This is a genomic window from Paenibacillus sp. J2R1T-4, from assembly GCF_059692235.1.
In genome coordinates, this window is record NZ_JCAUBA010000007.1 from 126,418 (window position 1) to 149,147 (window position 22,730).

The 22,730-nt window shown below is 48.8% G+C and carries 17 protein-coding genes; 14 read left to right on the forward strand and 3 right to left on the reverse strand.

The window, feature by feature from the left end; genetic code table 11:
- Positions 1-75: 75 nt before the first annotated feature.
- From AC58QD_RS14060 to AC58QD_RS14095, 8 genes are all read left to right on the forward strand, one after another.
- On the forward strand, positions 76-1,356 hold the full coding sequence (locus tag AC58QD_RS14060) for a M20 family metallopeptidase (RefSeq protein WP_497334196.1): 1,281 nt from the start codon (positions 76-78) through the stop codon (positions 1,354-1,356).
- A complete protein-coding gene (locus AC58QD_RS14065) occupies positions 1,353-2,477 on the forward strand; it encodes an ROK family transcriptional regulator (protein WP_497334198.1) in 1,125 nt (374 codons plus the stop codon). The genes AC58QD_RS14060 and AC58QD_RS14065 overlap by 4 nt, the downstream gene beginning before the upstream one ends.
- A gap of 21 nt (positions 2,478-2,498) precedes the next feature.
- Positions 2,499-3,581 carry a Gfo/Idh/MocA family protein gene (locus tag AC58QD_RS14070; protein ID WP_497334200.1) on the forward strand — a complete coding sequence of 361 codons (1,083 nt, stop codon included), beginning with the start codon at positions 2,499-2,501 and terminating at the stop codon, positions 3,579-3,581.
- Between the two features lie 122 nt (positions 3,582-3,703).
- Complete coding sequence (locus AC58QD_RS14075; RefSeq protein ID WP_497334202.1) at positions 3,704-5,038, forward strand: neutral/alkaline non-lysosomal ceramidase N-terminal domain-containing protein; 1,335 nt, start codon at positions 3,704-3,706, stop codon at positions 5,036-5,038.
- Positions 5,019-6,203, forward strand: a complete 1,185-nt coding sequence (locus tag AC58QD_RS14080) for a M20 metallopeptidase family protein (RefSeq protein ID WP_497334204.1) — start codon at positions 5,019-5,021, stop codon at positions 6,201-6,203. Before AC58QD_RS14075 ends, AC58QD_RS14080 begins: the two co-directional genes overlap by 20 nt.
- Before the next feature lie 211 nt (positions 6,204-6,414).
- On the forward strand, positions 6,415-7,194 hold the full coding sequence (locus tag AC58QD_RS14085) for an SDR family oxidoreductase (protein WP_497334541.1): 780 nt from the start codon (positions 6,415-6,417) through the stop codon (positions 7,192-7,194).
- 719 nt (positions 7,195-7,913) lie between these two features.
- Complete coding sequence (gene gltB, locus AC58QD_RS14090; protein ID WP_497334206.1) at positions 7,914-12,551, forward strand: glutamate synthase large subunit; 4,638 nt, start codon at positions 7,914-7,916, stop codon at positions 12,549-12,551.
- 20 nt (positions 12,552-12,571) lie between these two features.
- On the forward strand, positions 12,572-14,056 hold the full coding sequence (locus AC58QD_RS14095) for a glutamate synthase subunit beta (protein ID WP_497334208.1): 1,485 nt from the start codon (positions 12,572-12,574) through the stop codon (positions 14,054-14,056).
- Positions 14,057-14,083: 27 nt separating this feature from the next.
- Here AC58QD_RS14095 and AC58QD_RS14100 read toward each other — a convergent pair whose 3' ends face one another.
- On the reverse strand, positions 14,084-14,284 hold the full coding sequence (locus tag AC58QD_RS14100; protein WP_497334210.1) for a hypothetical protein: 201 nt from the start codon (positions 14,282-14,284) through the stop codon (positions 14,084-14,086).
- 249 nt (positions 14,285-14,533) lie between these two features.
- Between AC58QD_RS14100 and AC58QD_RS14105 the strand changes: the two genes are divergently transcribed.
- Positions 14,534-15,307, forward strand: coding sequence for an SDR family NAD(P)-dependent oxidoreductase (locus tag AC58QD_RS14105; RefSeq protein WP_497334212.1), 774 nt, complete (start codon positions 14,534-14,536; stop codon positions 15,305-15,307).
- Between the two features lie 71 nt (positions 15,308-15,378).
- Here the strand turns inward: AC58QD_RS14105 and AC58QD_RS14110 are convergent, their stop codons facing one another.
- Entirely contained in the window at positions 15,379-16,389 is a 1,011-nt protein-coding gene (locus AC58QD_RS14110) for a LacI family DNA-binding transcriptional regulator (protein WP_497334214.1), read from the reverse strand.
- A 124-nt stretch (positions 16,390-16,513) separates the two neighbouring features.
- Here AC58QD_RS14110 and AC58QD_RS14115 point away from each other — a divergent pair, with 124 nt between their 5' ends.
- Genes AC58QD_RS14115 through fucU form a run of 4 tightly spaced genes read left to right on the forward strand, consistent with a single transcriptional unit; the run spans position 16,514 to position 19,278 of the window.
- Positions 16,514-16,867 (forward strand): UxaA family hydrolase, encoded by a 354-nt coding sequence (locus tag AC58QD_RS14115; protein ID WP_497334216.1) that lies wholly within the window; start codon positions 16,514-16,516, stop codon positions 16,865-16,867.
- Complete coding sequence (locus tag AC58QD_RS14120) at positions 16,864-18,024, forward strand: UxaA family hydrolase (protein WP_497334218.1); 1,161 nt, start codon at positions 16,864-16,866, stop codon at positions 18,022-18,024. Before AC58QD_RS14115 ends, AC58QD_RS14120 begins: the two co-directional genes overlap by 4 nt.
- Before the next feature lie 20 nt (positions 18,025-18,044).
- On the forward strand, positions 18,045-18,839 hold the full coding sequence (locus AC58QD_RS14125; protein WP_497334220.1) for an SDR family NAD(P)-dependent oxidoreductase: 795 nt from the start codon (positions 18,045-18,047) through the stop codon (positions 18,837-18,839).
- Positions 18,840-18,852: 13 nt separating this feature from the next.
- Positions 18,853-19,278 (forward strand): L-fucose mutarotase, encoded by a 426-nt coding sequence (gene fucU, locus AC58QD_RS14130; RefSeq protein ID WP_497334222.1) that lies wholly within the window; start codon positions 18,853-18,855, stop codon positions 19,276-19,278.
- 80 nt (positions 19,279-19,358) lie between these two features.
- On the opposite strand, the gene AC58QD_RS14135 is transcribed toward fucU, so the two are convergent.
- Positions 19,359-21,068 (reverse strand): ABC transporter substrate-binding protein, encoded by a 1,710-nt coding sequence (locus tag AC58QD_RS14135; RefSeq protein WP_497334224.1) that lies wholly within the window; start codon positions 21,066-21,068, stop codon positions 19,359-19,361.
- Positions 21,069-21,179: 111 nt separating this feature from the next.
- Here AC58QD_RS14135 and AC58QD_RS14140 point away from each other — a divergent pair, with 111 nt between their 5' ends.
- Positions 21,180-22,688 carry a DUF4153 domain-containing protein gene (locus AC58QD_RS14140; protein ID WP_497334226.1) on the forward strand — a complete coding sequence of 503 codons (1,509 nt, stop codon included), beginning with the start codon at positions 21,180-21,182 and terminating at the stop codon, positions 22,686-22,688.
- Positions 22,689-22,730: the final 42 nt, after the last annotated feature.

The window sequence follows — 22,730 nt, forward strand, 5'->3', positions numbered from 1 at the left end:
AGTAAAGTTTACAAAGATACTGAGATAACAAATCCTGGGTACAGATGGAACAATTTAGACGAAGAGAATGAGGTGATGGAATTGGATCGAAATGTACAGATCGACACATGGACCCGTGGGCAGCAACAATTGCTCATTAAGCTAGCTAGTGATTTGATTGCAATTCCGAGCGAGAATAGCCCGCCATACGGGATGGAGAAGCCGGTTCAGCAATACTTGCTGCAACAACTGGAAAAGCTTGATTTTGGCGGTGAACTCTATGATCTGGAATCCGTGGAAGGTTTAAGTGAGCATCCCGCCTATTGGCCTGGCAGAGACTATACGAATCGGCCGAATTTGCATGCTTATAAGATAGGGAGCGGAGGCGGAAAATCCCTGCTTTTCTCTATTCATGCAGATGTAGTCATAGGCAGCCACGGGGGGAAATATGCACCTTTCACCCCAGTGGTCGAAGGGAATCATCTATACGGCAGAGGCTCTAACGATATGAAGGGCGGAATGGCTGCTGTATTGTTCGCTTTTCATTATTTGAAGGAGCACGGTGTGAAGCTAAAGGGAGATCTATATTTCGAGAGCGTCGTGGATGAAGAAATGGGCGGTGCCAACGGTACACTTGCTGCCCGTCTAAGGGGACTGCAAGCTGATGCTGCAATCATCCCTGAACCTACGAATATGACAGTATGCCCCTCTCATCTTGGAGGTGTAACATGGCGCATCACGGTACATGGGAAGGGCGGAATGGGGTTCGGCGGGGAGCAGCTCTCTAACCCGATCTATGGACTTGCCCGTATCATCAATGAGATCGAGCGTTATCATAACGAGTTGGGTGATGCTCCACCCGGTACACCAGGACCAACACCGAGCACCAAACCGAATGTAGTGTTATCTTTTGTTAAAGCTGGAGATTTTGAGCCTGGAGAAGCGGATGGGATACCGGAAACCTGTTTTCTTGAGATTTGGCTTGAATGTTACCCTGGTCAATCTCTAGAGGATATGGAGCAATCGTTCGGAAACCGGATCCGAGAGTTATGCAAAGAGCCCGCAATGCTGCCTTATACGGTTCAGTGGGAGCAAATTACCCGTTGTATCCCAGGTACGATGGCTCATACGGAGCTAACTCCTCTCTTGACCAAGCTTGTATCCCAATCTACAGGCGGCGGCAAGAGCATCAAGCCTGAGATGGCTCCTTTTGCCTGCGACGCTTTCATATTCAATGTTTACTCCAATACACCGGCCGTCATTCTGGGACCAACAGGGCAGAACGCGCATTCCTCAGATGAATATGTCGAGATAGAAAGTCTCCGTCAGCTTGCCAATGTGTACATTCAAGCGATGCTTGAGTGGTGTGAAGCATGATTTCCGGCAAACCGGAGCTGTTGAAACAGATCAACACTGGGATCATTGTCGAGATGGTTCGTCGAGATGGCCCATTATCAAGATCCGAGCTTGCCAAACGATTGAATATGAGCCGTCCCACGGTTTCCAAGCTTGTATCCGATTTGCTCGCTGAACAGTCGATTATTGAAGTAGGGCAGGGTCCTTCTAACGGCGGGAAACGCCCCATTTATTTGCAGATTAATTCCAGAGGGGCTTATGTGATTGGGATCCATGTCGCTTACCCAACAGTCAAAATCGTATTAGCGAACAATATGAAAGCTTTTCTTCAACGCAGTTCTTTCCAATCCCCGGACTCCCTGGATGTGCTTGTTTCCTTGATAAAGGAACACGCAGAGGAGCTATTGAGAGCAGCAGGTCTTGCGAAGGGTGATTTATCAGCTGTCGGCATTGCTTTTTCGGGGATCGTGAATCCGCTAGCAGGTGAAGTAATGAATGCCCGATTCTTCCCTTTTGTGAAAGGCACGCAGTTCAAAGAACAAATAGAGAGTCTGTTAGAAGCCCCCGTTTTTATTGATAATGATGTATACATGGGGGTATTGGGTGAAGCGGAAGTGTTAGAGAAACAGCCTCAAAGCATAGTGTTCGTTACATTGGGGGCTATGGTCGGCTTGGGCATTATGATTGAAGGACAAGTGTATCGAGGGGCCAAATTCGCGGCGAGTGAAATTGGCGATATGATCATCGATTCATCCAAGCAACTTGCGAACGGGTATCGCCCAGAGGGGGGGTACTTGGAGCGGTGGTTAGTCGCACTCGGCAAGGAAGAGATTCTGCAGGCAGCAAGAAAAGGGGATCAGACTGCACGCCGATTTGTAGAGGAAGATCAGATGAAGATAGCCTGCCTGCTAGCGAATATACAATCAATCTTTGATCCCGAGCAATTCATTGTCGGAGGGACTATATTGCGAGATCATGATCTTTTCATCCCGCAAGTGAGACATCTACTTCTTCAACTGACAGGCCGTCCTATCGATATTGTAACAGCGCATTACTTGGAGGATTCGGAGCTGGCAGGCAGTGTGTCCAAAGCAATCCAGAGCCTTCATAATAAAATAAGCATCAAACATCATACTCTGTAAGTGAAACAAGGAGGGCAAGAAATGGCAAAGACTTGGAAAATGGGATTAGTCGGATTAGGCGGTTCCAGACGTTCCGCAGCCTATATGCATCATCCGCAAGTGGAGGTCACCGCAGTTTGTGACAGAGATTCAGAGGTGCTTGCAAAAGACGGCGACGAGCTCGGGATTGCTCATGCCGCACGGTTTACGGACTATGAGGCTTTTCTTGAAGCGGATACTGATTTTGTGATGATCGGCTCTCCGGTCCCGTTTCATGCCGAACATACCGTACAGGCGCTGGAAGCAGGCAAGCATGTGTTATGCGAGGTAACGGCAGCCAACACAGTTGAGGATTGCTTTCGTATTGTGGAAGCAGTCGAACGGACTGGTCTGACTTACATGATGGCTGAGAACACGGTATACTTTCACTTTTTCCAGGAGTGGAATCGCCTTGCTCAGAGCGGGAAGCTTGGACAGATTTTCTATGCGGAGTGTGAGTATGTACATGAAATCCGTGATCGCATCATAGATCCGGTTACGGGTAAGCGATATTGGAGAGATGAACGTGCACCCTTGCACTATTGTTCCCATTCGTTAGGGCCGATCTTGAATATGCTGGATGATCGTGTCGTTCGTGCTATGGGAGTCGGGCAATCCAAGACGATCGTACCGGATGGCAGAGTGGGATGCATAGATATACAGGTCGCTCTGCTTGAGACGGCCAACGGGGCAACCATCAAACTGCTCCGGAGCTCGGTGGCAGCCAAACACCCAGGCCACCATTTCTACTCCGTATATGGATCCAATGGGCAGATCGAGAATGGGCGAGGGGCAGACCAAGGTAAGCAGGGAAGCCTCTATCTTCAAGGTGATCCTCTTTATGCTAAAGGCGCATTGCCGATCCTATGTCCTGTTAGTGATGAATCTGCATCTGAAGAGGCGAGGCGTGGAGGTCACGGTACGACGGAGTATTATTTGCTGCGGGATTTTATTGATGCATTAGAAGGGCACAAACCGTCTCCCATTGACGTGTATCGGGCCATGGAATATACTTTGCCAGGATTAATAGCTCAGCAATCTGTTGAGTTAGGAAGTGTGTGGCTGGATGTACCTCAGGTTCGCTAATAAAAGCTCGATTCGATATAAGGATAATAAATAGTAGGATATTCAAAAAAGGATTATAATCTAGAAAGAGATAACCGCCGATACACAATTGTGAGTTTATGACGGTAAAGGAGCGGATTGCGATGGGATATGAATTAGCATTAGGCGTTGCAAAGGTTGAGATTACGCCGTTGGTACCGGTGCCGCTATCTGGATTTGCATTCAGAAAGGGATCCTTCGAGGGGATTACAAGACCTCTGTATGTAAAGGTTTCGTTCTTTCAACAGGTAGATTCTTCGACCGGTGCAGCAGTTAGAACATTAGTGGTGCAGGCTGACCTCATTGCGATCGCAGCTGATGTTGTCCCGGTCTTTGCCAGAGAGATTGAAGCCAGGTACGGTTTAGCAGGGGCTTCGGTCATCTACAATGCTACACATACTCATAGCGGTCCTCACATGCGCGGAGGAATAGTATCGAGTCAAATCGATGCAGACTATTCCAGTTTAGTTGAGTCTCGACTTCTGCAGGCGGTCGAGGAAGCATACTCTAACTTGGAGCCAGTCCAGGCTGCAAAAGGGTTAGGAAGCTGTTCGATCGGGATTCACCGACGCAAAGCGGTGAATGGACAAATTGTCATGGCTCCGAATCCAGATGGACCGAATGACCAAGAGGTTACGGTGATTACCTTCAATCGAGTTAGTGACGGTATGGCAAAAGGCTTATTCGTTCATTTCACCTGTCACCCAACTACTACCGGTGATAATCTTGTGAACTCTGAATTTCCAGGGGTGGCGATGGAGCAGGTTGAAAAGGCTTTAGGCGGAGGTGTAATTGCTACATTTCTACAAGGCTGCTGCGGCGACATTCGTCCTAATCTGACGTCCGAGAACGGGGAGTTTGTTCGCGGTGACGATAGCGATGTTCGGCGATTGGGAGAGGCGCTTAGTGATGAAGTGCTGGCTATATGTAAGAGGGATGCACAAGCATTAGCGCTATGTCCTGTTGAAGTAAGGGAAACGAATATTCGCTTGCCTTACCAGATTGTACCTGATGAAGCGACTCTCCGAGCAGGCTCTGACCTTCCTGGTTTCGATGGAGAAATGCACCGTAAATGGCTGGAGCAATCGCCGGAAGACCGTTCGTATATGCCTATGCAATTGACATATATGAAGCTGGCTGAAGGATTGGAGCTCGTGGCGTTGAACGGAGAAGTCGTCGTTCAATACGGGCTCTACCTGAAGGAACAGTTTCCTGATGCAGTATTACCTCTGGCCTATAGCAATGGGGTGATCGCCTATATTCCGACTGCTGCTCAGTTGATCGAAGGCGGCTACGAGCCTTGGGAGTCGATCCAATATTTTGGACTGCCTAGTCCGTTCCACGGAGACATTGAAGGTTTAATTCGTGAAGCGGCAGTGGGATTAGTTCGTGGGAACCACTTAGTAAAGGATGCGAAAAATGGTGTGGTCATCGAATGATTTTCTGAACGGGGCTAACGGCATCAAGGAAGAGCTCATCGCATTCCGCAGGGAGCTGCATACTTATCCGGAGCTGAGCTTCCACGAGGCGGAGACAGCCGGCAGAGTGGCCGTGAAGCTTAGGCAGCTAGGCTACAGCGTACGTACTGGTGTCGGCGGTCATGGGATTATCGCCGATTTGGTAGGGACAGAGCCGGGCCGGACGATTGCATTGCGAGCCGATATGGATGCTTTGCCGATCGAGGAAGAGACTGGATTCGAATTCGCTTCCATTCGTCCAGGTGTCATGCATGCCTGCGGCCACGATGCTCATACATCGATGTTAGTTGGCGCAGCGAAGCTTCTTGCTCAAGCACAGCCAACTCTTGCCGGGACAGTCCGTTTGCTGTTTCAATGTGCGGAAGAGGTAGGACTTGGCGCTCAATGCTTGATTAATGACGGGGCATTGGATGGAGTGGATGAGATCTATGGTCTCCACAATCTGCCTACATTGTCAGCAGGGAGAGTCGGGATAAGCTCGGGGCCGATGATGGGCTCATCCGACTTAATCGTGATTGAGATCGATGGTAAGGGAGGGCATGGTGCTGTTCCTGATCAATGCGTCGATCCGATCGTTGCTGGGGCAGCGGTCGTTAGCGCACTCCAGACAATTGTCAGCCGCGAGATATCGCCTTTCGAGCCGGTAGTAGTCACGATAGGGAGCTTCGTCGCCGGGAATGCAGGTAATGTAATTCCTGGAAGAGCATTGCTTCAAGGAACGGTTCGGACATTCTCACCGAAGGTTCGCCAGCTGCTTCCCGAGCAGCTTCGCCGAATCGTCACCGAAGTGGCAAATGCTCATCGATGTGTAGGGAGCTTGCAATTTCATGAACGTACGCCAGTACTGATTAATGATTCGGGTTGTGCGAATGAACTCGGGATTGTTGCGCATGAGATACTCGGTTCAGATAAGCGAATCGATGTTGACGCGACGATGATCGGAGAAGACTTCGCCTGTTATCTGCAGCATATTCCCGGTTCGTTCTTCTGGCTCGGCTCCGGCCCTGAGCAAGGAGCCGAGCTGGCTTACAGTTTGCATCATCCGAAGCTGAACATTAATGAAGCTTGTTTGCCTATCGGTACTGCAATCCTGGCGGCTACCGCTTACAGGCGCTCACGTTTGTAATATAGTTGTGATCCATCAGGCAGGTCATTCCGCGGAATGACTTGCTTTTTTTGCGTCCCTACAAACCGTATTATCCAATCGTTTTTGTGAGATGATTCATTCCATTTCTAGTGTGGTATTAAGAATAGTAAAGGTGTTCGTGTGTCTGTGGACAATAAAGGAGGTTGGAGCGAGCATGAGCGAAGGGAATAATACAAATACAGGATCTTCCATGTTAGTGAGAGGCAAGGTTGCGCTTGTTACGGGTGCCAGCTCTGGAATTGGGAGAGCAGCTGCGTTGTTACTCGCTCGTGAAGGGGCCAAGCTATGTCTGCTAAGTCTGAATAATGAACGATTAGAAAGTGTGCGAGCTGAGATTATGAAGGACGGAGGAGAGGCATGTGTGATCGAGGCTGATGTTTCTGATCCTAAGCAAATGAAGACGGGCATGGAGTTAGCTGTGAAGTTCTGGGGCGGGTTGGATATCGTCTTTGCCAATGCTGGGATCAATGGAACCCTTGCCCCGATTGAACAATTAGATCCCAAAGAGTGGGACAAAACTTTGAATACGAACCTCAAAGGGACTTTCCTAACCGTTAAATATGCCGTTCCTTATATGAAAACAAATGGAGGAAGTATCATTATAACTAGCTCCATCAACGGTAACCGCACATTCTCCGGTACAGGGATGTCTGCCTATGCTACTTCCAAGGCGGGACAGGTTGCTTTTGCCAAGATGGTGGCATTGGAGCTTGCACGGTACAAGATTCGGGTGAACGTCATATGTCCAGGCTCCGTTGAAACCAACATCCAGAATAACACTCATCCAACCAAGGAGTTGAAGGAAATTGAGATCCCTATTGAGTTCCCGGAAGGCAGTCAGCCTCTGGAGAACCGAGCGGGTCAACCTGAGCAGATAGCGGATCTAGTGCTATTCTTGGCTTCCCATCAGTCCAGTCATATAACGGGGACTGAGCTGTATATCGATGGTGCGGAGTCACTGCTGAGGTAATGATTTGGTAGGGGAGCGCCAGACTCCGGTGCGGGGCAGACATCTGCATAATGTAAGAGTTGGGCGTAGAGGATCGGAAGTAATCGGTGCATATAAGAGGAGAATCTGGAAAATAGCTAACCCGCCTTTACTAGTAGTTAGTTTATCTTTGGATTTAGTTAAGGTGGGTTGACTAATCGCCCCGCGACACGATTGAAGGACAAATTAGTAAGTTCTCCTTTACTATTTGCAAAGCTTGATTAACTAATCCAAACGTTACTAATTCAGGTCTCGATTGCTCGAAGCCGAGTGTGATTATAGTGTTACGCCACTTACCCATAAGACATGTTACTACTGTCTATTTGGGCCATTTCTTCACTCAGGCACTAATTAGCCAACCTGTCTATCCCCTATTTCCGCATTGTGAATCGATTTTCCTCAAAACACTGCCAATAACCAATAGTAAAACTTGCTATCCCAGAAAAGCCGTCTTTCCCGACCTAATAGCCTATACGAGCACTTGCTATCTGATCTCCACAGGACACTTACGGCCAAACTAACGAAATAAGAAGGAAAACCCGTGTAGGTCTTTTACAATTGCGTACAAGTAGAAAGATAGAAAATAAATTGAAAACGTATTCCATTTTTATCTATAAATCAGGACCAAAATATGCTAATGTTTTAAGAAACATATTTCAAGACATAAAAAAGACAAACTTTATATTGGAAAGGTGCGACGTATGCAGAGAAGAGGATACCCAAGCAAGCAAGGGCTCTACGACCCGAATTATGAACACGACGCGTGCGGAATCGGTTTTGTAGCCGACATCCGGGGGCGCCGTTCCCACAACATTGTACGCCAAGCGCTGAAGGTGCTGTGCAACTTGGATCATCGCGGCGGACAGGGATGTGAGACGAATACAGGTGACGGTGCCGGGATCTTGATGCAAATCCCGCATTCCTTTTTTCGTCAAGTATGTAACGAGCATCAGATCAAGCTTCCTGACGAGGGGAAGTATGGAGTTGGCATGCTGTTTTTGCCAAGGGACCAAGCCAGGCGCGATACGTGTGCTGATACGATGGAGACTATTGTTCGTGAGACGGGGCTCACGGTATTAGGCTGGCGCGATGTGCCTACAGATCATTCCACATTGGGCGATTCGGCCAAGTCGGTGGAGCCTTATGTTCGTCAGCTTTTTATAGGACTATCGGAAGTTGGGGGGGCTAATAACGCTGATCGTCTGGCATTCGAGCGTAAGCTGTACGTAGTTAGAAAGAAATCGGAGCATGCATTCCGCGCTATGGGATCACCCGATGCTTATGTGCCAAGCTTGTCTAGTCGAACCATTGTGTTCAAGGGGATGCTCACACCGGATCAAGTTATCGGGTATTATACCGACTTGCTTAATCCGACTTTTGAGACGGCTATGGCATTGGTCCATTCCCGCTTCAGCACGAATACGTTCCCAAGCTGGGAGCGGGCTCATCCTTACCGGTATATCATCCACAATGGAGAGATCAATACGCTTCGCGGCAATGTGAACTGGATGAGGGCGCGCCAAGCAATGGATGAGACCGATTTGTTCGGTGATGATTTCCAAAGCTTGCTGCCAATCATTGATTCAGAGGGCAGCGATTCGCAAATGTTCGATAACTGCTTGGAATATTTGATGCTCTCCGGTCGTTCGCTGCCGCATGCAGCTATGATGATGATTCCTGAACCGTGGTCGAACCATGAGAGCATGAATTCTGAAATGAAAGCGTTTTACGAGTATCATAGCTGTTTGATGGAGCCGTGGGACGGTCCTGCTGCGATATGTTTCACTGACGGTTCTGTAATTGGAGCTGTTCTGGACCGCAATGGACTTCGACCTGCTCGCTATTATGTGACGAAGGACGATCTGATTGTGCTTTCCTCAGAGGTCGGAGTGTTGGATATTCCGGCGGAGGATATCATTTCCAAAGAGAGGCTGCGTCCAGGACGGATGCTGCTCGTTGACACAGAAAAGGGCTGTATCGTATCGGATGAGGAGCTGAAAAAGTCGATTGCCTCCGAACATCCCTATAAGGATTGGGTCGATCAGCAAATGATTAATTTGGAACAGCTTCCGGACGCGCCTGTTTTACCGGATCCCGATCGTCATACCCTTTTGGTGCGGCAGCAGGCTTTTGGATATACGTTCGAGGAATTGTCCAAGGTGCTTGAGCCGATGGCGGCCTCTGGGGTTGAAGCGATTGGTTCCATGGGGATTGATACGCCCCTAGCAGTATTATCCAATCGGCCTCAACTGTTATACAACTACTTCAAGCAACTTTTTGCACAGGTTACGAATCCCCCCATTGATGCGATCCGTGAGGAACTGATAACCGCGATCGGTACTACAATCGGACCGGAACGCAGTCTGATTCGTCCAGAGCCAGAGAGCTGCCGGCATATTCGTCTCAAAACTCCTATTCTTAATAATGAAGAGCTCGCTAAGCTGAAGCATAACGAACGGGAAGGCTTTCTTCCATTCACTCTTCCGACCTTATTCGTTGCAAACGAAGGGGCTGCTGGATTAGAAGAAGGGTTGCGCGAGCTGTTCAGACAAGCAGATGCAGCCATTGATCAAGGAGCAGCATTGCTTATCCTTTCCGATCGAGGGATGAACCAACAACTAGCTGCGATTCCAACCCTGCTGGCAGTCTCCGGCTTGCATCACCATCTTATTCGTCAAGGTACCCGGATGAAAGTAAGCTTGTTAGTGGAGTCAGGAGAACCGCGTGAGGTTCATCATTTCGCCCTTCTTCTCGGTTATGGAGCGAGTGCGATTAATGCCTATATGGTGATTGATTCCTTGGAGGGCATGCTTGGTCAGGGCATGCTTAGAGGGGTTACGCACGAGGAAGCAATCTATCGATATATTAAGGCAGCTACAAAGGGCGTTGTCAAAGTGTTATCGAAGATGGGGATCTCTACGATACAGAGCTATAGAGGAGCACAGATTTTTGAAGCAATCGGTCTGAAATCGTCCTTCGTGGAGCAATATTTCACCTGGACCCCAACGCGTATTGAAGGAATAGGAATGGAAGTCATAGCAGAGGAAATGTTGACGCGGCATCGCAGGGCATTCTCCCCGCTAGAAGGACGCGACACTACGCTAGATGCTGGAGGCGAGTACCAATACCGCAGAGATGGTGACTTGCATCTGTATAGACCCGAGACGATTCACGCTCTGCAGAATGCTTCACGGACTAATAACTACAGCTTGTATAAGCAATATGCTGCGATGGTTAACGATCATTCCCGTCAAACTGCTACATTGCGAGGGCTGCTGCAGTTCAAGGGAGAACGGGAAGCTGTTCCGCTGGAAGAGGTGGAGTCAGTTGAAGCTATCTGCCGTCGATTCAAAACGGGGGCGATGTCTTACGGATCGATCAGCTCCGAAGCGCATGAGACGTTGGCTATTGCCATGAACCGGATCGGCGGCAAGAGTAACACGGGCGAAGGCGGTGAGCATCCAAGCCGATTCACCCCTGATGCGAATGGCGATTTGAGGCGAAGTGCGATTAAGCAGGTGGCATCAGGCCGATTCGGCGTGAGCAGCCATTATCTTGTGAATGCGGATGAAATTCAGATTAAGATGGCTCAAGGCGCTAAACCTGGAGAAGGCGGTCAGCTGCCAGGCAAGAAAGTATATCCGTGGATAGCAGAGGTGCGAGGTTCTACTCCTGGAGTAGGGTTGATTTCCCCGCCGCCGCATCACGACATTTATTCCATTGAGGATCTGGCTGAACTGATCCATGATCTGAAGAACGCTAATCCGCGGGCTCGCATCAATGTAAAGCTCGTCTCGGAAGTCGGCGTAGGCACGATTGCCGCTGGTGTGGCCAAAGGACGCGCTGATGTAGTATTGATCAGCGGTTATGACGGAGGAACAGGCGCTTCGCCGCGTACGAGTATCAAACATGCGGGTCTGCCGTGGGAGTTGGGTCTGGCTGAAACCCATCAGACACTTTTGCTGAACGGACTGCGCGATCGGATTGTTGTAGAGACAGACGGTAAGCTGATGACCGGCCGGGATGTCGTTATCGCAGCACTGCTAGGTGCAGAGGAGTTCGGGTTCTCAACCGCTCCTCTTGTAGCAGTCGGTTGTGTCATGATGCGTGTCTGTCATTTAGACACATGTCCGGTTGGTGTAGCGACGCAGAATCCGGAGCTGCGCAAAAAATTCTCAGGCGATCCGGAGTTCGTCGCTAATTTCATGCGGTTCCTCGCTCAGGATATGCGCGAGATTATGGCGGAGCTTGGGTTCCGCTCCGTGAATGAAATGATCGGACGCACCGATGTGCTCGAGCCAGCCGCCTTCCTGGGCGAAGGCGATGTTGTGCCCGCTTCCGGCGAGCGTGAACAATGGAAGGCGCGCCGTATAGACTTGTCCGCGCTGCTGCACCGCCCCGATGTGCCGGAGCACATCGGCCGCTACTGCAGCGTGCCGCAAGATCATCGGCTCGCAGAGTCGCTCGATATGAAGCAGCTGCTCGCCTTAAGCGAGCCTGCCCTCGAGCGCCGAGAGCACGTGCATGCGATCCTGCCGATTCGTAACACGAATCGGGTCGCGGGCACGATCGTGGGCAGTGAAGTAACGCGCCGTTACGGCGCGGAGGGGCTGCCGCACGATACGATACGCTTCCACTTCAACGGCTCGGCAGGACAGAGCTTCGGCGCGTTTTTGCCGAACGGGATGACCTTGTCGATAGAGGGCGATGCCAACGACTACGTGGGCAAAGGCTTATCCGGCGGTAAAATCATTATTTTCCCGCCCGTGCAGTCGGTATTCGTTCCTCAGGACAACGTGATTATTGGGAATGTTGCCTTCTATGGCGCAACCGATGGGGAAGCGTATATCCGCGGAATTGCGGGTGAGCGATTCTGCGTCAGGAATAGCGGAGTTCGTGCTGTTGTAGAGGGAGTCGGCGATCATGGCTGTGAATATATGACAGGCGGCCGCGTGGTAGTGCTTGGACCGACAGGACGCAACTTCGCAGCAGGCATGTCTGGCGGTATCGCTTACGTATTGGATGAGGATGGTTCATTCAAGGAGCGATGCAACAAAGAAATGGTCCTATTCGAGAATCTGGAAGCCCAGTATGAGATCAACGACGTGCTTCATATGATTCGCAATCATGCCAAATTCACGGACAGCTCGGTTGCCCATAGAGTGCTTAATCATTGGGAGGAGCTTATCTGGAGCTTCGTAAAAGTTATCCCTCGCGATTACAAGCGGATGTTCGAGTCTATAGAACGCGGGAAATTCAATGGGCTTAGCAACGAAGAAGCGATTATGGTCGCGTTCGAAGAGAATCGTGACGACTTATCCCGAGTGAGCGGGAACTAAAGGAGGGGACGGTAACAACGATGGGTAAACCGACCGGATTTATCGAATACGAGCGCGAGACGGCGGCGGAACGACCGCCCCTTCTAAGGAAACAGGATTGGAAGGAATTTATTACGAAGCTGCCTGTGGAGAACCTGCAGACCCAAGGGGGACGCTGCATGGATTGCGGCATTCCGTTCTGCCACACAGGCAAGTTGATTGCCGGGATGGCATCAGGCTGTCCGGTAAACAATCTGATCCCGGAATGGAATGATCTTGTCTATCGGGGATTGTGGAGAGAAGCGCTCGACCGGCTGCACAAGACGAATAACTTCCCGGAATTTACGGGCCGCGTATGCCCGGCACCGTGTGAAGGATCATGTACGGTAGGCTTGAACGGCTCCCCGGTTACGATCAAGAACATCGAGAAGGCCATTGTGGACAAAGGCTTCGACGAAGGTTGGATTGTGCCGCAGCCTCCAGCCGTTCGAACGGGTAAGAAGGTAGCGGTCATTGGCTCTGGACCATCCGGTCTCGCTTGCGCTGCCCAATTGAACAAAGCCGGGCACACCGTTACGGTGTTCGAGAGGGCGGACCGCATAGGCGGACTGCTTATGTACGGGATCCCTAACATGAAGCTGGATAAAGCTATTGTGCAGCGTCGGGTTGATCTGATGGCAGCGGAGGGAGTTTTATTCCGAACAGGTATTGAGGTAGGTGTAAACAGCGATGCGAAGGTGCTGTTAAGCGAGTTCGACTCCGTTGTATTATGCGGGGGAGCTACCAAAGCACGGGATTTGCCGATTGAAGGCAGACAATTAGAAGGCATCTATCCGGCCATGGAATTTCTGAGACGCAATACGAAGAGCTTATTGGATTCCAATCATGAGGATGGAGATTACATCTCCGCTGCGGGCAAAGATGTGATTGTAATCGGCGGCGGTGATACGGGAACAGACTGTGTAGGAACTTCGATTCGCCATGGCTGCAATAGTATCACACAGTTCGAGATTATGGGCAAGCCTCCTGAGAAGCGGGCCGCCAATAATCCTTGGCCAGAATGGCCCAAAGTCTATAAGCTGGACTATGGGCAAGAGGAAGCTGCAGCCTTATATGGGGCTGATCCTCGCGAGTATATGATTTCGACGAAACGATTCGTTGGCGATGAAGAGGGGCGTCTCAAGGAATTGCATACGGTCCGAATCGAATGGCAAAAAGATGCGCAGGGTCGATTCTCGCCAGTCGAAGTGCCTGGCAGCGAGAAAGTGTATCCGGCACAGCTCGTATTGCTTGCAATGGGTTTCATGGGGCCGGAGAACCCGCTTCTGGAGCAGCTGGGGGTTGTGCAGGATGAACGATCCAATGCCAAGGCAGAGTACGGCAAATACGCCACCAACGTGGATGGCGTGTTCGCGGCTGGAGATATGAGACGCGGGCAAAGTCTTGTGGTGTGGGCCATTAATGAAGGCCGAGAAGCCGCAAGGGAATGCGACCGTTACTTAATGGGGGCCAGCAATTTACCATAAGACATCATAATCTCGTGAGCGGATCTTCTATAGGATCCACTTGTTCATGATCCAGACGAATAAGCCGATGCTCACTCCTCCTAGCGCGATCAGGACGACGCCTTGCCGGACCTTTTGCTGGAAAAACCGAAGAATCCCAAGTCCGAGAAAGGTTAGAATAAGCAAAATAAAAAGTGCAGAGGTAATGAAAAAATCTTTTTCAATACCGCCTATGTCTACGAGACCCAAATTCAGCACCCTTTCAAAATATAATAGCTTGTCTTGACTATTATAATGCATCTGGCTCCAGGACGCCAAACACTAACAAGCAGCCTCATCTCGGTGGGGCTGCTTGCCATGTACGGCATGAAGTACTGCTTCATTGTTGGCTGGATGATCAAGAAAAGTATGGTTGACACTTTTGCCCTATTGTTGTTATGTTATCGGTATCACAGCGTTGAATGTATGACAACCATACTATAAAGCGAGGTTAGAAACATGCGTTTAGCTAACAAAATATGTATCATTACGGGATCAGGCTCAGGGATTGGTCAAAGCTCGGCCCTATTATTCGCTCAAGAGGGCGCAACGGTCATTGTTAATGATCTGGATACGAATAAAGGCAACGAAACTGTCGATCTGATCCGTGCAGCTGGCGGACAGGCAGATTTCATTCGCGCAGATGTAACGAACCCGGAGGAAGTATCCCAGCTTGTGCAAGAAGTGATTACCAAGTATGGCCGTATCGATGTTCTGTTCAACAACGCTGGGATCAGCGGTGTCGGGGCCTTGCATGAGCTGGAGCCGGATGCATGGGACCGGATCATGTCCATTAATATCAAAGGGGTGTATTTGCCTAGTAAATACGTGCTTCCTCACATGATGGAACAGAAATTCGGATCGATCATCAACATGTCCTCCTGCATTGCCGAGATTGGATTAGCAAGACGTGCATCCTACGCAGCAACGAAGGGAGCCGTTCTGTCCCTGACCAAATCGATGCAAGTCGATTATGCACCCTATAACATTCGTGTTAACGCACTATTGCCTGGCACTATTCTTACACCTTTTGTTGAAAATTACTTGAAAACTTCCTACGATGATCCAGAAGCAGCGATTGCATCCTTGAAAACACGCCAACTGAGCGGGGATCTAGGGCGACCTGACGATGTAGCCAAAGCCGCTTTGTTCCTAGCTTCAGATGATAGCAAATTTATGATGGGCTCTCCGCTTTACATAGACGGAGGGGTCGTTTTCGGAAAGAACGCTTGATTAAACGTTTGATTCAACAAGGCATCTAAGCCGAACAAGCGAATTAAGTTGTCGTGCACCTACCAACGATCTCAACGAACCAACGGCTTCGTTGACTCCCGACAAATAAGCTCGGTCGGCAGAATAATTTTCTTCCATTCTGCCGTCGACTTATTCTGTATCCGATCCACGAGCAGTTGAATACCCAGATAGCCGAATTGATAAGCGGGCTGAGCGACAACTGTTAAGAAGGGATTCAACTGGGAGACGATCCCGAAGTCATCGAAGCAAGCGATCGACATATCTTCGGGTACACGGATATGTTTGCTCCGGAGCGCTGTCACGATGCTAACCGCGAGGAAATTGTTCGCAGCAAAAATGGCCGTAGGCGGATGTTCCAATCGAAGCAGCGGATCGAGGAGGGCAGTATCGTGTTGCTGCTTATAACCTAGCTCAATCACTAAACGTTCATCAAAAGGAATATCATTTAACTTCAAAGCCTCCCAATAACCAGCATAACGCTGCCTAGCCGTCGATACATCGCTAGAACCATTGACGAGTCCGATCCGCTTATGTCCAAGCGAGATTAGATGCTCTACTAGCTGACGCGCGCCTTCCTTGCTCTCACCAATTACCATATCCGATTCAATGCCAGGTACTTCACGATCAAGCAGAACAAATGGTATGCGATGACGCTTGAGTGATGCGAGATGATCGGAAGAAGCATCCCCGGCAGGCGCGAATAACACTCCATCCACACGGGTAGACAGAATGGTGTCTACATACTCCTTCTCCTTCTGCAGGTTCTCGTCACTATTGCCGAACAACAGCTTGTAGCCCAGCTGCATGGCAGCATCTTCTGCTCCTCGGGCAAGCGTAGTATAGAACGGATTCGTAATATCCGTAATAAGCAGCGTGAGCATTTTCGTTTCTTGAGTCACCAGACTACGGGCGGTAGAGTTCGGCACATAGTTTAATTCCTCCATAATTTTCTTGACCTTCACTTTGGTCTTATCGCTTATTCTGCCAGAGTTATTGATAACTCTGGAGACGGTCATAGCGGATACTTGGGCTCTCTTGGCGATATCGTAAATGGTGACCATATTATCGTCCTTTACTAGAAAAGTTACCTCATCATCTTACCGAATAAAAGCATTGACAGCAACACTAAAGCGGTTTATGTTTATGTTATCGGTAACATTTATTTAAGATCATGGAGGAATGACTATGGCAGAGCATATTCATTCAGGCGCTGAGGCGCTTGTCATGGACGGGAAAGATCATGTAGCTACAGCAATTCAGGATTTGCAGGCGGGTTCTAGGATTTCTTGTATGAGGCAGGGCGTGTTATTCGAGCTGTTCGTGGTGGAAGCAATTCCATTTGGCCATAAAATTGCGATTGAGTCGATCGAGGAAGGCGTCTCGATTCGTAAGTACGGGGAAGTCATTGGACGAGCAACCGCTCCGATACCGAAAGGTACCCATGTGCATGTGCATAACGTGGAAGGTATCCGCGGTCGAGGAGACCAGGCTGCATCAGACAAATCAGCGAAGTCAGCGAAAGGAGCGGATCCGGTATGAATACATTCCAAGGCTATCGCAGACCGAATGGGGAGGTAGGCATTCGCAATCATCTCCTGCTTATCCCGACCGTAATCTGTGCGAATCAAGTCGTGAACCGAATTTCTCAGCTTGTGGCAGATACGATTCCGATTCCGCATCAGCATGGCTGTTCCCAGATCGGAGCCGATAAGGATCGGACCTTTGACGTTCTCGCAGGGACAGGGAAGAATCCGAATGTCGGCGGTGTTATTATTATAAGTCTTGGCTGTGAGGTGATCGATCCGACTGCGCTAGCTGAAGCCATTAGGGTTACTGGCAAGAAAATAGAGGTGTTCGATATTCAATCGATCGGCGGATCTGTGAAAGCGATCCAACACGGAGCGGAGCTAGCAAGGAAGATGCGAGCTGAGCTGGATCAGGAGCAGAAGGTAGCCATCCCTTTCCATGAACTAAAGGTGGGGGTTAAATGCGGCGGTTCAGATGCTACATCTGGCCTTGCATCCAATCCGGCGCTTGGGGCTGCTGCAGATTCGTTAATCGCAGCAGGCGGCGGTATTGTCATCAGTGAGACTACGGAAATTATTGGAGCTGAGCACGTGCTCGCAGAACGATGCCGCACACCGGAAGTTTCTGAGAAGCTGTATTCCATCGTTGATCGCTTCGAGAAGGAAGTGGAACGAATGGGTGCTGATATGCGCGGAGGCAATCCTAGTCCGGGGAATATTGCCGGAGGACTTACGACGATAGAGGAGAAATCGCTTGGCTGTATTAGTAAATGCGGTACTGCTCCAATCGAAGGCATTATTGAATACGCCGAATTCATACCTGCAAGCGGGCTTTATTTCATGGACTCGCCGGGAAATGATATTGAATGTGTATCCGGGATGGCGGCAGGCGGCGTGCATATCGTTTGTTTTACAACCGGGCGCGGTACCCCGACAGGTGCCGCAGTCGTTCCGGTCATCAAAATTACAGGCAATAAGAAAATGTATGAGCGCATGACCGACAATATGGATGTTGATGTGAGCGAGCTATTGGACGGTACTCTTAGCATGGAAGCGGCAGGCGAGCGGATTTGGCAGGAGATCCAAGAGGTCAGTAATGGGAAACAGACGAAAGCGGAGATTCTTGGCCATATTGAATTCAGTATTAATCGGATCGGACCTAGCCTATAGAGAGAGAGAGGGAAGTCTGGATGAAAAGATTGCAGAGTCGCATTGCCCTTGTAACAGGAGGAAGCCGAGGGATCGGAGAAGCAATCGTGCTGCGGCTTGCTGAGGAAGGCGCCGATGTGGCGATTAATTATACATCGAATAGCTCTCGAATATTGGCTGAGGCTGTTAAGTCTCAAGTTGAGCTGCTAGGAGCACGAGCTATTGTCGTGCAAGCTGATGTTGGGAAGAAATCGGATGTCCTCGGAATGTTCGAGCAAGTCGAGAAGGAGCTTGGTCCTGTTGACATATTAGTGAATAACGCAGGGGTTGCTCCATTCGAGTCGTTCTTGAATGTAACCGAAGAGACTTGGGATCGAACCTATAACACGAATGTGAAATCGATCTTCCTGTGTTCTCAACGAGCAGCGAAGGGGATGATCGAACGGGCTTACGGTAAAATAATCAATATTCTCTCGACAGCCAGCTTAGTTGTCACAAGCCCGGTTATTCCTCACTATCAATCCTCCAAAGCGGCTGCCAACATGCTGACTAAAGGGATGGCGATAGAGCTGGGCAAATTCAATGTGAATGTCAATGCCGTCGGTCCGAGTACCGTGGATACCGATATGTGCACCGATTATTTGAAAGACGATTCGATTCGACTTAAGGAAGTGCAGGCTAATCCGATGAAACGTCTGGGAACATCCAGGCAGATCGGTGATGCTGTTGTATTCCTTGCGTCAGAAGAAGCGATGCAGATTAACGGCCATCTGTTGATGGTTGATGGCGGGCTTTCTGTGAAAGCAGCTCAGCCAGACGATCATATGGAACGATAGGAGCTATGAGAAAATGCTGAAGAACATTCCCAAGATTCTCCCCCCAGAATTAGTAAAAGTGATGATGGAGATGGGTCACGGGGATGAGATCGTATTGGCCGATGCTCATTTTCCAGCTGCAAGTCATGCACAGCGGCTAATCCGTTGCGATGGACATGCGGTTCCCCCTTTGCTGACTGCCGTTATGGAGCTGTTGCCTCTTGACATGTACGTGCCTGCACCGGTTGCCCTTATGCAAGTTGTCCCAGGAGATCCACCTATACCTGCAATATGGGAAACGTATCAGTCTGTAATGGCTGCATCAGGTAATGACTATCAAATGGAGTTTGTTGAACGTTTTGCTTTCTACGAGCGCGCTAAACACGCTTATGCCATTGTCGCTACGGGTGAGCTATCCAAGTATGCAAATATCATTCTCAAAAAAGGTCTCGTGCTTTAATCTTTATTCTAAAACCTATCTGTAAACCATGAATCCAGTGTATATCCGGGTTCATGGTTTTTTTAATGTCCTCATCTGACCTATCTCTGTTCTTTCTCTCTGATGGGGAACCAAATATTTCTTAGATCTACCCAGCCTTGCGAATTAAATGTAACTCCGCGGACAGAGGGGAGGTAGGCGGTTTGAACTGGTTTTTCGTGCAAGATGCACAATTGATGCTCACGGATGAGTTGCCCTTCGATTCGCGCGAATAACACCGCTCTTGCTAGCGAATCGGATTGTTGAGTTATTGCTCTAAGGGTGTTCTCTATATCTACCCTCACATGGGCTTGCACATGCTCTGCTATCGTCAGATAAAGATCGAACAAGCGAAGCTGTTCATCCTGATCACGCAATAATGAGAACAGAATCAGATCGGATTCCAATCGCACAGGCCCTTTGAATTCCTCCAGTGGTGTTGACTTAACCATACAAGAGTATCCGCTGCGAATTAGCTTCTGGGCAACGAGATCCGCATCCTGCTTATACTGCGGAATCGTTGAGATTTGCAATGTAAATGGATCGGCATGATCGTTCTCATTCTCATTCCCCGATGCTATTCCACATGTTGGCTCATTATCGCCCAATATACACGCTAAAATGCGAGCTCTAACAACGGGGTCGTTTAGCAAGCCTTGTTTCTTCGTATTGCAAGTGAGAAATTTCATGACAGACGTCTTTGAATGGATCTGACTCCATTCCTCTCCTTCTGAAGAAGGGGGATTATGAACGACATGAAAGGGAGCAAGAGGCTCAGAAGAATCATGCTGCATATCTAGAGGCACATGTACGATCTCCACACGATCCAGATGCGCTCTCCCTTTGAAGTAAGGGGTGAATACTTCCAGACTGCAGATGTTCTCATTCAATTCCGCAATCTTAAAAGGACCTGTCCCAATCGGATTCGTCCCGAATTTAATATCTCCCAGCTGCTCTAAGTCTCTCGGGACTATAGCGGCTCGGCTTGTACACAGGAAGGGGAGGAATAGCTCGTTTGGCTCCTTCAGCTCGATCGTCACCAAGTTGGAATGGACGGCTCGCACGGATTTGATTTGTTTGAAAATAAAGCTATACAACGTTCTTCGTGATGTTTGGACTAATCGTTCCAGTGTATAAACTACATCCTCAGCCGTCATAACTCGTCCCGTATGAAACAGCACTTCTTTTCGCAAAAAGAACGTCCATTGTTTCCGGCTGCCGTCTACCTCCCAAGCATGAGCAAGATGGGGAAGGATCTCATGAGTCTCGCTTGATCTTCTAACCAGACCATCGAATAGATGACTTGCCACAAAGGATTCAACTAATAGATTCGTATATAAAGGGTCAATGGTGTGAATTTGTTGGCGGATTGGAATTCGAAGAGTGTCTATTTGTTTGTCTTTTCTAATCTCCGAATGATGGCCAAAGTAAGAAAGCAACCACCCCTGCAAATGTTCATGGATTGTGGTTGATCGTGCATGGGTTCGTATTTCATTGAATACACGAGTGATGTCGGTACGGTTTATCGCTTGCATCATGGATTGCACAGCAATTTCATCCGGCTGCACGAGGAATTGCAAGAGGGAACGGCGTCCTCGTCCACGCCTGGGAGTCCAGGAGATCCACCCATGGTTGACCATATTCGAGACAAGGATCATAGCATTTCTATGCGTGCATTCCAGGGAAGCTGCTAATTCCTGTAAAGTAATCTCAATCGTCTCTTTGCTCCCATGCTGTGAATACAGCCGCAGGAATTGACTATGCAGCTTCAAGGTAAGATCAACCCCTAAAATACGAAATTTATAACTGAATTGTTTCTCTTTATTTTCTTATTTTAGCATCTACAATAGGAATTAGTGAATAAGAAGTTGGAGGTATTTGGAATGGAGATAAAGTTGAAATCCGCACCCGCAACAAATCGACCCCTTATCGTACTGCTTGCAGCGTTTGTTTTGGCTGTTATTCATCAGTATTTATTTTATGGAAATGAACCTGGAGTATCTTACCCCATTTTTGTTATTTTGTTATACGTGTATATGTGGATCTATGCCAAAGACCAAATGAACAATCAATCGCGGTTTACATGGTTGTTACTCGGGACGATCCTGCTGCTTGCCATGACGTATTTGTTGTTCAATAATCCATTCTTTCATGCCCTTAACCTGGTTGTAATTCCGGCATTAATATTCTTACATATGACGCTTCTATTAAGCGACAGACATTTGGAATGGGGGAGCATCAGGATCGCCGCTTATGCGTTAGATCATCTCATTCCTCAAACATTTCGCCATTGGCCGACTGCTATTACGATTCTGAAATCTTCGCTTTTACGACAGATGGGGGATCGCCATAAACATGTATTGGGAAAAGTAATGATCGGATTAGCGATAGCACTACCGTTATTAATAATAATAACTAAGCTGCTTGCTTCAGCAGACGGGGTTTTCAACCAGTTGATGTCGACGATCCCCGATTGGATGGGCAATCTATCTTTTGGCGAAGGAATAGCCCGACTCATTTGGACTTGTCTCATAGGCTTATTCCTCTTCGGGTACTTGTGGGGTTTTATGGAACCAAGGAAGGTAGAGAGCGATCAAGATGGGCAAATGGAGTCAGTCGTTACTGGTAGCAACAAGATAGGGAAGATAGATCCCATCATCATCGTCACTGTGCTTATTTCGATCAATCTGGTATATGTCATGTTCGTAGTTGTACAATTCTCCTATTTATTCGGCGGGCTTGATGGGGTTTTGCCAGAAGGAAGCTCCTATGCGGAGTATGCAAGAAGCGGTTTTTTCGAGCTAGTCGTTGTATCGCTTATTAACTTTATCATCATGCTGGTGACCCTAGTCTGTGCCGGAGATGCTCATGGCTTGCTGAAGAAATTCAACAACGGGATGTTATACATTTTGGTTGGATGCTCGGGGATTATGCTTTATTCCGCTTATATGCGTCTAGTCCTATATGAACAAGTATACGGGTATACCTATATCCGATTTCTAGTGCATGCATTTATGCTTTACCTTGGTCTATTGTTAATCATCGCAGGGCTTCGAATCCGACTCCAATCGGTTCCTATTGCAAAGGCTTATATTGTAATCAGTCTGGTTGCCTATGTAATTATGAACTATGTGGGGATGGATCGTATCATTGCGGCGAAGAACATCGAGCGCTTCAGGGACAGTGGAAAAATCGATACCGCCTATCTACGGGATTTATCAACGGATGCAACTGCTTTACTCATTCGGTTTAGTAAGGATGAACACCCGGCAATGGAAAGTGGACTGCGCAGGAACTTGGCTAATCTGTCACGAGATAATCGGGCATGGCCCTCGTTTAATTTATCCCGATATCGCGCAGAAAGAGCATTGGAGCGTTATTTTAACGAGTAGATGATGGCGAGAATATACAAAAATGAACCTTTTTCTTAGCAG